Origin of the sequence: Streptomyces sp. AB3(2024), assembly GCF_041862025.1 — a bacterium.
Lineage (GTDB): Bacteria > Actinomycetota > Actinomycetes > Streptomycetales > Streptomycetaceae > Streptomyces.
The window spans coordinates 1-12,510 of sequence record NZ_JBGWAB010000055.1 but is presented as its reverse complement, the minus strand read 5'-3'; the positions used below and the strand labels follow the sequence as shown (position 1 = coordinate 12,510).

The window sequence follows — 12,510 nt, the reverse complement described above, 5'->3', positions numbered from 1 at the left end:
GATCATAGATCTCACAGGTGTGCGAAGAACCGGGTCCAAGGTGTCCGTGCCCGGACTCACCCCGCGTACGGGTCGACGATCCTGTGCGGGCGCTTCGCGGTGTCCAGGGCGTTCTGAGGGAAGCGCGGCCCGGCGATGTAGTGGCGGCCCTTGGTCTGGCCGACCGCGGTGAGTACGTCGGCCTTCGTCAGGGCCTGGAGGTCCCGGGTCGCCTGCTGGGTGTTGATCGCCTCGGCCCGTTCGTACCTGGAGCGGCGTACCCGGCCCGTGATGGCGACTTCGTGCAGGGCGGTCACCTGGCGCTCGCTGATGCCGGCAGGCTCCGCGGCTTCGAGGAGCTCCACCCAGCACTGGTTGGAGCGGTTGACCCGGTGCTGCACCCGCTGGGCCTGCTCGTGGTAGGCGCGGAGGTTGAACTTGATCCAGGGCAGGGTGTCCCGCTCGGGCGAGTACACGGGCCCGCCGACCGTCCGTAGGACCTGGTAGTACTCCCAGGTGTGACCCGGCATCCCGAGCCACTCCTCGATGGAGGAGAACTCCGGAGCGAGTACGCCGTGGCGCGCGATCAGCAGGGTCTGGAGCGAACGGGACATGCGGCCGGTGCCGTCCGACCAGGGGTGGATCTTCACCAGGTTCAGGTGTGCCATGGCGGCACGGATGAGGAAGTGGGCTTCGAGGTCGCCCTCGTTGAGCCAGTCGACCAGCTCGGTCATCAGCGCGGGGACCAGCTCGCGGTCGGGGCCGTCGTAGTCGGTCGCGAGTTCGTCGCCGGGAGCGGTGATGCGGATGGAGGTCTTGCGCCACTGGCCGGCGGTCCTGCCGGGGTGGTGGTGGCCTTGGAGCATCCAGTGCAAACCGTTGAGCAGCTCCTTGCCGTAGCGGAAGTCGGGTGCGTCGTGGAGGGACTGGATGTACGTCATCGCCTGCTGGTAGGCGAGGGTCTCGGCCTTGTTCTCGTCGCTGGCGTCGACCTCGCGTTCGCCGTCCATCAGGTCGGCGACGTCCTTGGCGTCGACCCGGTACCCCTCGATCGTGTTCGACGCCGCGATCGCGCTGGCGGTCAGGGCCTTCCGCAGGTCCTGCGTCCACTTCACGGGTGCCTGCTGTACCGCGTCGCGCAGCTGTGCGTGCAGCTCGTCGACCTGCGCGAGGACCTGGAGGTCAACCGACTGGAGGCGGGGCGTGACATACAACATAAATGAATGATACCCGCTTCCTATCATTCATGCGGGATGCTGCTCACCCACACGCTCACCACGTGGGTCGTCGGGTGCGTCAGGCGGCCGCACAGCATGTCCAGGCGGACGTCCTCCGGGCGCAGGTCGCCGCCGCGCAGCAGCTCGTGGACGTACGCCCTGAACTCCGCCTGGTCCTGGGTGGCGAAGCGGCGTTCCCAGCGGCCGTCCTGCCGGGCCTTCCGCCGCGCATCGGACTCCCTGCGCCGCTGCGCCTTCCGCTTGCGCTGGCCCGGCATCCCGGCCGCCTTCCCGTTACTTCTTGGTCGGGAGGGCCGGGAGGGAGGGGAGCTTGCCCGGCTCGCTGCGCTGGAAGGTGTCCGTGCCGGCCGGGCCCTCCCAGGTGACCTTCAGGGTGGTCGCGTCGACCGAGTCGACCTTGCCCTTCGAACGGGTCGCGCCTGTCGGGCACTTCAGGTCGAGGGCCGAGCCGTTGCTGGTGCCCTCGCAGGTCAGGCCCGTGGCGGCCTCGACGACGAACGCCGTCTGGCCCTTGACGGTGAGGACCACGCCCTTGCCCGGGTTCTGCATGGAGATCCAGCCTCCGTCCAGGGTGCCGGCCTTCGCCGCGCCGCCCGCGCCGCCCGCCCCGCCCGCCGACGGGGTGGTGGCGGCGGCCGGGGCGGAGGCTGCGGCGGAGGGCTTCTTGTCCGCGGCCTTGCCGCTGTCGCTGCCGCAGGCGGTCAGGGTCAGGGCGGCGGTGGCACCGACGGCGGCGACGGCGGTGAAGCGCAGGTAGCTGTGCACGGGAAAGTCCCCCAGGGAAAGCGAGTTGATCGACGGAACGCGCCAAAATACCAGCCGGTCCGGCGGGCAGAGGCACCTTCGGACACGCGGGGGAACCCGCCCGCGGTTCCGCGTCACCGCCTCAGAGGTACTGCGCGAACCCGTCCAGCGTGCGCAGCACCTCCGGCTCGGGCGCCGAGGGGAGCTGCAGGACGACCTCCTCCAGGCCGAGTTCGGCGTAGTGGCCGAGCTTGCCCGGGGTGGGCTGCACGGCGTACGGGACGACCTGGAGGGTCTTCGGATCGCGTCCGGCGGCCTCCCAGGCCCGCCGCAGGACCGGCACGGATTCGGTGAGGCCGCGGCCGCCGATGGGGAGCCAGCCGTCGGCGTGGTCGGCGATGGCGGCGAAGAGCTTGGGGCCGGCCGAGCCGCCGATCAGCGTGCGGGGTCCGTACAGGGTGCGGCCGGCGCCGAGTTCGCGCGGGGGCGTCGACGGCTTGGGGTGGGCGGAGCTGGCCTGGACGGAGCCGTACGGGCCCTCGTACGCGGTGGGCTGCGGGGACCACAGGGCGCGCATCAGGGCCATGTGGTGGCGTACCCGGTCGCGCCGGGTGCGCCACTCGACGCCGTGGTCGGCGGCCTCCTCGACGTTCCAGCCGTAGCCGATGCCGAGGGTGACGCGGCCGCCGCTGAGGTGGTCGAGGGTCGCGGCCTGCTTCGCGAGGCCGATCGGGTCGTGCTGGGCCACCAGGGTGATGCCCGTGCCGAGGTGGAGGCGTTCGGTGACGGCGGCGGCCTGCCCGAGGGCGACGAACGGATCGAGGGTGCGGCCGTACTCCTCGGGGAGCTCGCCGCCCATGGGGGCGTCGGTGGCGCGGCTGACGGGGATGTGGGTGTGCTCGGGAAGGTAGAGGCCGGAGAAGCCGCGCTCCTCCAGGGCGCGGGCGAGCCGGATGGGGGTGATGGTGCGGTCGGTGAGGAAGACGGTCGTGGCGATCCGCATGGGCGAGGGCACCTCCGGGTCGTGGGGAGGGCCAAGGTACGGCGTTCGGCGTCAGGAGGGCAGGGTGCGCCGCGCCCCCGCGGGGAGATGGGGTGGACACGGGGCCGGCGCGTGGCTGCGCCACGGGTCCGGGGACCCGTGGCCGCCGGGCCGGGGCCGGGACCGATCCGGGTTCAGGCCGTCGGGCCGGGGGCGGGGCCGTCCCGGGTTCAGGCCGTCGGGACCGGGTAGCGGGCGAGCCACGCCGGGGCGGAGACCGAGGGGCCGTGCAGGGCGGGGCCCTGGGTCATCTCCAGGGCGAAGTCGTCGGCGAGTTCCAGGAGCGTGGCCCGGCCCTCCAGTGCGGCCAGCCAGGCCGCCGGGAGGGCCGTCTCGCCGTGCAGGGCGCCGAGGAGGGCCCCGCACAGGGCGCCGGCGGCGGCGGAGTCGCCGCCGGCGTTCACGGCCAGGCGCAGCCCGTGCGGGACGTCCTCGGCGACCAGCGCGCAGTAGACGGCGATGGCGAGGGTGTCCTCCGCGCCGGGGCCCCCGCTCCCGTCGCCGGGGGAGAGGGCCTCGACGGCGGCGGGGCCGGGCGTGCCCCGGGTGACGGCGGCGACCGCCCGGCGGAGGGCGTCGGTGACGGGCTGGTGGCCGGGGAGTGCGGTGAGCAGCGCGAGGGCGCGCCGGAGGGCGGTGTCCAGGGACTCGCCCCGGGTCAGGCCGTGGACGATCACGGCGAAGGCCCCTGCCGAGAGGTACGCGGTGGGGTGGCCGTGGCTCTGGACGGCGCATTCGACGGCCAGTTGCAGCACCAGGGCGGATTCCCAGCCGACCAGCAGTCCGAAGGGGGCCGAGCGGACGGTGGCGGCGGCGTCCCGTGCGGTGGGGTTCTTCGGCGTGTCCAGGGTGGCGAGGGTGTCGTCGGCGAAGCCGGTCAGGCAGGCCCGTTCGGGGGCGCGCCGGGCGTAGAGCCATTCCTCGTTGGCGAGCCAGCCGTTGTCCTCGCGGCGCTCGTCGGGGCCCCAGTCGTGCTGGGTCGCGGCCCAGCGGCGGTAGGCGCGGTGGACGTCGGTCGGCGGGTGCCAGGCGCCGGTGTCCCGGCGGACGTGGGCGCGGATCAGGCCGTCCACGGTGAACAGGGTCAGCTGGGTCGCGGCGGTGACGGTGCTTCGGCGGCCGTGCGCGGGGGCGGGGGCGGTGAGGCCCGCCGGGCCGTGGGCCTCGTGGACGGAGTGGAGGGAGGGTCCGGCGAGCGGTGCGCCGAGGGCGTCGCCGAGGGCGGAGCCGAGGAGGGTGCCGCGCACCCGGCTGCGGAAGTCCTGCTGCTCGGCACGGCCCCACAGCGCCGTGCCGAGTCCGCCGAGCGTGCCCCCGCCGATCGTGCCCCCGGCGACCGGGCCGGAGGGGCTCGTGGCCGAGGGGCCGCCAGGGGGCGTGCTCGCGGGGCCGGCTGCGGGGGCCCCGGCCGGGGCGTGCCCCGGTGTCCCTTGCGGAGGGGTGCCCGCCGCACCCGCCGGGGCTGCCGCACCCGCCGGGGCGGTGGGGGCCGCGACGGCCGGCGGAGCCACCGAACCCGCCGGAGCCACCAAACCCGCCGGAGCCACCGGACCCGCCGGAGCCACCGGAGCCGCCGGAGCCGTAGGGCTCCCGGGTCCCGGTGGGGTCATGGCAGCCGCAGGGCCCGCGGGGCCCGGTGGAGCGGCAGGAGCCGGGGGAGTCGTGTGAGTCGGGCCGTCGGGCGCGTGCGTGGTCGTCGTGCCCGCTGTGATCGTCGTGTCCATGTCGTTTCCCCCCAGGCTCCCGGGCACTGTAATGGACGGGCCCGGTCGAATCCGGAAGCCCTTCGGCACCTCGCCGCCAAGTGGGCGGAGAACGGCCGAATCGCGGACGGTTCCAGCCGCCGCCCTGGCGCATGGCACGTTTTGCCACTTGCCTTCCGGCCGGTCGTTTCCGGCCATGCCTCGTTCACGCCGCGTTCTCCGGTCGCCCAGAGCCTCGTAGCCATGAAGAAGGCACTCCTCGCCGCGACCGTCGTCGCCTCCGCACTCACCGCCTCGCTGATCGCGGCCCCCGCCGCCACCGCCGCCGGCTGGGAGCTCCCCTGGAACAACGGCCACCAGGGCCGCTCCGACATCCCCTTCACCGAGGCCACCGTCACCGCCGGAGCCGACGGCTCGTACACCCTCGCGTGGAGCGCCAAGGGCACCAAGCGCGTCGAGATCAAGGCCAACGGCAAGGTCGTCGCCAAGGGCGGCGCCCAGGGGCAGGCCGTGGTCAAGGGCCTGCCCGCCGCCGACCGCCAGTGGTTCGAGTTCAAGCCGGAGCGCGGCGAGGGCCTGCGCCTGGCCGACCGGCTGATCAAGCTGGAGGGCACGGTCAACTTCCGCGACGCGGGCGGCTACCGCACCGCGAGCGGCCAGTGGGTCAAGATGGGCGAGATCTACCGCTCCGACGCCCTGAACAAGCTCACCGCCAACGACCTGGCCAAGCTCCAGCGGCTGCGCGTCAAGACCGTCTTCGACCTGCGCATGCAGGACGAGCGCACCAAGGACGCCGACAAGGTCCCGGCGGGCGCCACCTACGTCGTCGCCGACGTCTTCGCCGGCTCCGGTTCCTTCCAGACCCTGCCCAAGACCCCCGACGAGGCCGTCAAGGCCATGGTCGACGCCGAGAAGGCCATGGTCGGCGGCGATGGCGGCAAGAAGGCCTACGCGCAGGTCTTCGAAGGGATCGAGAAGGACCGCAGCCGCTCCGTCCTCTTCCACTGCACCGCCGGCAAGGACCGCACGGGCTGGGCGAACGCCACCCTGCTGACCGCCCTCGGCGTCCCGCAGGAGACGGTCATGGCCGACTACCTGGCCAGCAACGACTACCGCAAGGCCGCCAACGACGCCGTCCTCTCGCACCTGCCCGCCCCGCAGGCCGCCGTCTACAAGCCGATGCTCGACGTGCGTCCCGAGTACCTCAACTCCGGCTACGACGAGGTCAAGGCGAAGTACGGCTCCTTCGACCGCTACCTCAAGGACGGCCTCGGCATCGACGCCCGCGAGCTGAAGCAGCTCAAGAAGGACCTCCTCGTCGGCTGATCCCCGCCGCCGCGGAACACGGGCCCGGCCGGGCGCCACACCGGCCGGGCTCCCGCGTTCCCGCTCAGTCCAGTACCGGCAGCAGCTGCGGCAGGTGGCCGTCCGAGGCGCGCGCCGCCTCCTGCCGTTCCCGCGGGACCTCCCCGTACAGCGTCGTACGGGCCTTCGCGGGCCGGCCGGCCGCCTCCGCGACCGCGACCAGGTCCCGGACGGACTTGTACGAGCCCCAGCCCGACCCCGCCATCCGGGAGATCGTCTCCTCCATCAGCGTCCCGCCCAGGTCGTTCGCCCCGGAGCGGAGCATCTCGGCCGCGCCCTCCGCGCCCAGCTTCACCCAGCTGGTCTGGATGTTGGTGATGTGCGGGTGCAGCAGCAGCCGGGCCATCGCCGTGACCGCCCGGTTGTCCCGGGCCGTCGGGCCGGGCCGGGCGATGCCCGCCAGGTACACCGGGGCGTTGGTGTGGATGAAGGGGAGCGTCACGAACTCCGTGAAACCGCCGGTCCGCTCCTGGATCCGGGCCAGGGTGCGCAGGTGCCCCAGCCAGTGCCGGGGCTGGTCCACGTGCCCGTACATCATGGTGGACGAGGAGCGGATGCCGAGCTCGTGCGCGGTGGTGATCACATCGATCCAGTCCGCCGTCGGCAGCTTCCCCTTGGTCAGGACCCAGCGGACCTCGTCGTCCAGGATCTCGGCCGCCGTGCCCGGGATCGAGTCCAGCCCCGCCTCCTTGGCGGCCGTGAGCCAGTCCCGTACGGACATCCCCGTCCGGGTGGCGCCGTTGACGACCTCCATCGGGGAGAAGGCGTGCACGTGCATGCCGGGGACCCGTTCCTTCACCGCGCGCGCGATGTCGAAGTACGCGGTCCCGGGCAGGTCGGGGTGGATGCCGCCCTGCATGCACACCTCGACGGCGCCCACGTCCCAGGCCTGGGCGGCCCGGTCGGCGACCTGGTCCAGGGAGAGGGTGTAGGCGTCGGCGTCCGTGCGGCGCTGCGCGAAGGCGCAGAAACGGCAGCCGGTGTAGCAGACGTTGGTGAAGTTGATGTTCCGCGTGACGATGTAGGTGACCTCGTCGCCCACCACCGCGGCGCGCAGCTCGTCCGCGATCCGGCACAGCGCGTCCAGCGCCGGGCCGTCCGCGTGCAGCAGGGCGAGGGCCTGCGCGTCGGTGAGCCGCGTCGGGTCGTCGGCGGCCTGCGCCAGGGCCGCCCGTACGTCGGTGTCGATGCGCTCGGGGACCATGCCGGGGGCCGCGGCCTCGCGCAGGGCCTCCCAGTCGCCGTAGACGTGGTCGAAGTCCTCGCGGCGGTCCCCGGTGCGGCCCTCGGTGTCGATGGCGGTGTGCAGGTCGGTGCGCCCGTACGCGGCGAACCCCTCGTCGGGCTCCTGCCACGGCCGGCCCTCCACCGTCGCCGCCGCGTCGGCCAGACCCGTCCGCGGGTCGGCCAGCGCGCGCACGTGCGGCAGCAGCCGGGGGTCCAGCCACGGCTCGCCGCGCTGCAGGAACTCCGGGTAGATCGTCAGCCGTTCGCGCAGCTCGAAGCCGGCGGCGGCGGTGCGCTCCGCGAGCTCCTCGATGTGCGGCCAGGGGCGCTCCGGGTTCACGTGGTCCGGGGTCAGCGGGGAGACGCCGCCCCAGTCGTCGATGCCGGCGCCGATCAGCAGGGCGTACTCGGCGTCCACCAGGTTCGGCGGGGCCTGGATGCGGGCGCTCGGGCCCAGGATGTGCCGGGCCACGGCGATGGCGGCGGCCAGCTCCTCCAGCTCGGCGTCCGGCATGCCGCGCATGGCCGTGTCCGGCTTGGCTCGGAAGTTCTGGACGATGACTTCCTGGATGCCGTGGTAGCTGCGCTGGATCCGGCGCAGCTCGAAGAAGGCCTCGGCGCGCTCCTCGTAGGACTCGCCGATGCCGATGAGCACCCCGGTGGTGAAGGGCACGTTGGAGCGGCCCGCGTCCTCCAGGACCCGCAGCCGCACGGCGGGCTCCTTGTCGGGGGAGCCGTGGTGCGGGCCGCCGGGCTCGGACCACAGGCGGGTCGCGGTGGTCTCCAGCATCATGCCCATGGACGGGGCGACGGGCTTGAGGCGCTGGAGGTCCGCCCACGACAGCACGCCCGGGTTGAGGTGGGGCAGCAGGCCCGTCTCCTCCAGCACCCGGATCGCCATGGCCCGTACGTAGGCGAGGGTGTCGTCGTAGCCGTGTGCGTCCAGCCACTCGCGGGCCTCGGGCCAGCGCTCCTCCGGCCGGTCGCCGAGGGTGAACAGGGCTTCCTTGCAGCCCATCGCCGCGCCCTGGCGGGCGATGTCGAGGACCTCGTCGGGGGAGAGGTACATGCCGTGCCCGGCCTTGCGGAGCTTGCCGGGCACCGTCACGAAGGTGCAGTAGTGGCACTTGTCGCGGCACAGGCGGGTGAGGGGGATGAAGACCTTGCGCGAGTAGGTGATCACGCCGGGCCGTCCGGCGGCGGCGAGCCCGGAGTCCCGGACGCGGGCGGCGGAGGCGGAGAGGTCCTCGAGGGCCTCGCCGCGCGCCCGCAGGAGTACGGCGGCCTCGGTCGCGTCCAGCGCGACGCCGTCGCGGGCCCGCCGGAGCGCGCGGCGCATGGCGTTGTCGGTGGGAGCGTCGCTCGGAGTGGTCATGCGGCGAGCATACGAGTCGGGGGGTGCCCCGCGGAGCGCGTCATCGCATCAGCTCACCGGCGTTGACCAGCAGGGACTGGCCGGTTATCGCCCGGGCCCGGTCGCTGGCGAGGAAGACGGCGGCGTCGGCGACGTCCCCGTCGGTGGCGAGGTCGGGCAGTGCCATCCGCTCGGTGAGGCGGGCGTGGACCTCGGCCTCCGGGACGTTCTCGGTGTGGGCGGTGAAGGTGACGAAGGCCTGGACGGGCGGGCCCCACATCCAGCCGGGCAGCACGGTGTTGACGCGGATCCGGTCCGGTCCGAGCTCGCGGGCCAGGGAGTACATGGCGGAGGTCAGCGCCCCCTTGGAGGCGGCGTAGGCGGCCTGGCGCACCTCGTTCGGGGCGGCCACCGCGGACTGGGTGCCGATGATGACGACGGAGCCGCCGCCCGCGGCCTTGAGGGCGGGCAGGCAGGCGCGGGTCATGCGCAGGGTACCGAGCAGGTTGACGTCGAGGATCTGCTGCCAGGTCCCGAAGTCGGCGTCCCGCAGGCCGCCGAAGTACGAGTCCCAGGCGGCGACGTGCACGACGGCGTCGACCCCGCCGAACCGCTCGACGGCCAGCTCCGCCAGGGCCCGGCACCGGGCCTCGTCGGTGATGTCGGTCGGCCGGTGGGCGGTGTGGGTGCCATCGGGGTCGATCTCGGCGGCGGACTTGGCCAGATTGGCCTCGGTCCGGGCCCCGAGCACGGCGTTGCCGCCGTCGCGGACCACGGCCGCGGCCACCTGGTGCCCGAGCCCGGCCCCGACCCCGGAGACGATGACGGTCTTCCCTCGCAGCAGCATGACGCGCCCCCTGGCGGCTGGATCCGGCAATGGATCTGACGGGGCGTCAGGGTAGGGGTGCGGGGCGGGGTTGTGAAGGGGTGGCGGACCCGGGGCGGCGGACCCGGCCGGCGGCGGACCCGGCCGGCGGCGCCGCCCCGGAGTTCAGCCGCTGACGTCCGCGATGATGTGCGTGATCACCCAGACCGCCCAGAGCAGCGGCACGATCGCCACGTACGCCAGCGGGCGCGCGTGCACCGGCGGACCCTCGTCGAGCTGCTGACGGCCGGGGGCCGGCTCCGACGGTTCGAGCTTGGCGAACTTGCTCGCGGCGATCAGGTTCCAGAACAGGGTGAAGGGCGTGAACAGCACCAGGGACAGGGGGCTCCACCAGCCCTGGAACAGCGTCTTGGTGGTCATGATCCGCACCAGGGCCCGCCCGCACCGGCGGCAGAAGGGGCCGTCGAGGCGGTGGAACCGCATCACGACGAGCACGCCGACGTGGGCCCGGACGGCGAAGTTCACGGCCTCGGGAGCCCCGCAGTTGCGGCAGCCGGTGGGGCCGGGCACCAGGTACGGGGGGTGCTGGGGGTGGGCGTACTGGGGGTGCGGCTGCTGGGGCTGCTGCGGGTACGGCTGCGCGTACGGGGGCTGCTGCGCCGGGACCGGTCCGCCGGGCTGGGGCGGGCCGTACGGGCTGGGCGCGCCGGCGCCCTGGGCGTACGGGTTGGGCGCGGCGGGGCCCTGGGCGTACGGGTTGGGCGGAACGGGCGCGCCCGAGTACGGGTTGGGCGGAGGAGTGCTCATGGGAGGGCCTTCGGGTTCTGCGGACGGCAGGGGAGCGGCGAACAGCCGGGGCGACGGTCCGCGTCCCCCCGCCGGAGGGTGCCTTCACCGCAGGGGGAGCGGAACCGAACGTCAGTGCTCTCGTGGGGCTCGAACGTACCAGCCGGGGCTGACGGTCCCGGTTCCGTCGCGCTCCGGCAAGCCGCGGACACCCGGGACATGCAGGTGAGTTCTGTGTCAGAGTGGGCTAATGGGGCGTATCGGTCCGGGTCTTGGGCGGTTCCGGCGGCCCACCGGAGGCGCGGACGAGGCATGCTGGACGTCCTGGGCCACAGGAGGGTGAAGCCGAGACGAATGGTGCGTCATATGTGCGGGGGTGACGGCGAGTCGTATCCGAATACCTGATAGACAGAAGAATCACGGCTCGACCAGCCGACGCCTTCGCCGGCCGCCTTGGGGGGATCGCCGCACTGTGAAGCCGCTTCACCGTCATGTAGTCAACACCTCGCGCAAGGTCTTGTGCACGGCCGCCCTCGCGGCCAGCCTGACCACCGCCGCCGTCGTGACCAACACGCCTGTCGCCGGTGCCGGAGAGGCCGAACCGACCCCGGACAGTCCGCAGGCCGCCGACCGCGGTGACGCCCGTCTGGACCTGCCGGCACCGCTCGCCGACCCCGTGGTGCCGCCCGCCGCCGGTGCCGGCGGGGCCGCGCCCGAAGGGGCCTCCGGCATCCCCGCCACCGCCCTCGACGCCTACAAGCGCGCCGAGGTGGCCGTGAAGGCGGCCCTGCCCAAGTGCAACCTGTCCTGGGCGCTGATCGCCGGCATAGGCAGGATCGAGTCCGTCCACGCCTCGGGTTACGGGCTGAAGGCCGACGGCACCACCGAGCGGCCGATCCGCGGCCCCCGCCTCGACGGCAACGGCTTCGCGAAGATCACCGACACCGACAAGGGCGAGTGGGACGGCGACACCGAGTACGACCGCGCCTTCGGCCCGCTCCAGTTCATCCCCTCCACGTGGAAGGACTGGAAGGCCGACGGCAACGGCGACGGCCAGCGCGACGCGAACAACATCTACGACGCGGCCCTCGGCGCCGGCCTGTACCTCTGCTCCGGCGGCAAGGACCTGTCGGTCCCGGCCGAGCTGGACCGCGCGATCCTCAGCTACAACAGCTCGCGCGAGTACGTGAACAGCGTCCTCGGCTACATGCGCCAGTACCAGGACGGCACCACCGGCGTCCCGAACCCGCCGGTCGGCACCTTCCCGACGCCGCCCGTGCCGACCCTGCCCACGCCGCCGCACGTCCCGACGCCGAACCCGCCGGCCTCGAAGCCGAACCCCGCGCCGAAGCCGACCCCGACGCCCACCCCGACTCCGAAGCCGACGCCCACGCCGACGCCGAGCGAGCCGACCAAGCCGACCCCGGCGCCCGCGACCCTCGCCAAGCTGGAGCGGGTGGGCGACGCGAAGCTGGAGGCCGAGGCCGGGAGCCTGTTCGCCGAGGGCGTCCGCTTCAAGGCGCTGCTCAGCGACGGCAAGCCGGCCGCGAACCAGGCCGTCGTCGTCGCCGTGGAGAAGGACACCACCGGCGGCACCGGCTTCGTCTTCGGCGACGAGCCGAGCGTGGTTGTCCGTACGGACTCCGAGGGCATCGCCACCGCGCCCAAGCTGAAGGCGGGCACCGAGGCGGGCACGTTCACCCTGCGGGCCACGGCCTACGACGCGAAGAGCCAGCTCACGCTGGCGCTTGACGGCAAGGTCACCGAGAAGGCCAAGCCTCTCGTCCTCACCCGCACCGATGGCACCGCCGCGGTCGAGGCCGCGGCCGGCACCGCGGTGAAGGGCCTGGAGTTCCTGGCCGCCGCGGGCGGGAAGCCGGTGTCCGGTGCGCAGGTCACCGCTGCACTGGTCGAGGGCAGGCCGGGCGCCTGGACCCCGGTGGACGCGAACAAGGCCAAGGGGCCGTACTTCGCGGGCAAGGACGGCGCCAAGCTGTTCTCCCTGGAGCTGCCCAAGACCGGCGCCGACGGCAAACTCGAGCTGCCGGAGCTGCTCACCACGGACGTGCCCGCGGGCACCTACCACCTCCGTCTGAGCACCCCGGACGGCGCGGAACTGATCCTGGACCTCAAGATCACCGCCCGGCCGGCCACCACCCCGCCGGCCGCCAAGCAGTAGCCGCCGGGCGGGTCCGTACGCGTACGAACGGCCGTGGCCCGGTCACCGTCCCCTGGACGGTGACCGG

The 12,510-nt window shown here is 73.5% G+C and carries 10 protein-coding genes; 2 read left to right on the top strand and 8 right to left on the bottom strand.

Going from position 1 to position 12,510, the window contains the following annotated elements:
• Positions 1-56 precede the first annotated feature (56 nt).
• From ACEPPI_RS21595 to ACEPPI_RS21575, 5 genes are all read right to left on the bottom strand, one after another.
• Positions 57-1,196, bottom strand: a complete 1,140-nt coding sequence (locus ACEPPI_RS21595; protein WP_373916889.1) for a Fic family protein — start codon at positions 1,194-1,196, stop codon at positions 57-59.
• 23 nt (positions 1,197-1,219) lie between these two features.
• On the bottom strand, positions 1,220-1,474 hold the full coding sequence (locus tag ACEPPI_RS21590) for a hypothetical protein (RefSeq protein ID WP_373916888.1): 255 nt from the start codon (positions 1,472-1,474) through the stop codon (positions 1,220-1,222).
• Between the two features lie 16 nt (positions 1,475-1,490).
• Positions 1,491-1,982 carry a hypothetical protein gene (locus ACEPPI_RS21585; protein WP_373916887.1) on the bottom strand — a complete coding sequence of 164 codons (492 nt, stop codon included), beginning with the start codon at positions 1,980-1,982 and terminating at the stop codon, positions 1,491-1,493.
• 121 nt (positions 1,983-2,103) lie between these two features.
• A complete protein-coding gene (locus ACEPPI_RS21580) occupies positions 2,104-2,964 on the bottom strand; it encodes a TIGR03619 family F420-dependent LLM class oxidoreductase (protein WP_373916886.1) in 861 nt (286 codons plus the stop codon).
• Positions 2,965-3,173: 209 nt separating this feature from the next.
• On the bottom strand, positions 3,174-4,325 hold the full coding sequence (locus ACEPPI_RS21575; protein ID WP_373916923.1) for an ADP-ribosylglycohydrolase family protein: 1,152 nt from the start codon (positions 4,323-4,325) through the stop codon (positions 3,174-3,176).
• Between the two features lie 624 nt (positions 4,326-4,949).
• Between ACEPPI_RS21575 and ACEPPI_RS21570 the strand changes: the two genes are divergently transcribed.
• Positions 4,950-6,032, top strand: coding sequence for a tyrosine-protein phosphatase (locus tag ACEPPI_RS21570; protein ID WP_373916885.1), 1,083 nt, complete (start codon positions 4,950-4,952; stop codon positions 6,030-6,032).
• A gap of 64 nt (positions 6,033-6,096) precedes the next feature.
• On the opposite strand, the gene ACEPPI_RS21565 is transcribed toward ACEPPI_RS21570, so the two are convergent.
• The 3 genes from ACEPPI_RS21565 to ACEPPI_RS21555 all read right to left on the bottom strand — a co-directional run bounded on the left by ACEPPI_RS21565 (position 6,097) and on the right by ACEPPI_RS21555 (position 10,285).
• Positions 6,097-8,673, bottom strand: coding sequence for a bifunctional FO biosynthesis protein CofGH (locus ACEPPI_RS21565; protein WP_373916884.1), 2,577 nt, complete (start codon positions 8,671-8,673; stop codon positions 6,097-6,099).
• Positions 8,674-8,713: 40 nt separating this feature from the next.
• Positions 8,714-9,499: an SDR family oxidoreductase gene (locus tag ACEPPI_RS21560; protein WP_373916883.1), complete on the bottom strand. Its 786-nt coding sequence runs from the start codon at positions 9,497-9,499 to the stop codon at positions 8,714-8,716.
• A 144-nt stretch (positions 9,500-9,643) separates the two neighbouring features.
• Positions 9,644-10,285, bottom strand: coding sequence for a hypothetical protein (locus ACEPPI_RS21555; protein ID WP_373916882.1), 642 nt, complete (start codon positions 10,283-10,285; stop codon positions 9,644-9,646).
• A gap of 451 nt (positions 10,286-10,736) precedes the next feature.
• Here ACEPPI_RS21555 and ACEPPI_RS21550 point away from each other — a divergent pair, with 451 nt between their 5' ends.
• Positions 10,737-12,443: a lytic transglycosylase domain-containing protein gene (locus ACEPPI_RS21550; RefSeq protein WP_373916881.1), complete on the top strand. Its 1,707-nt coding sequence runs from the start codon at positions 10,737-10,739 to the stop codon at positions 12,441-12,443.
• Positions 12,444-12,510: the final 67 nt, after the last annotated feature.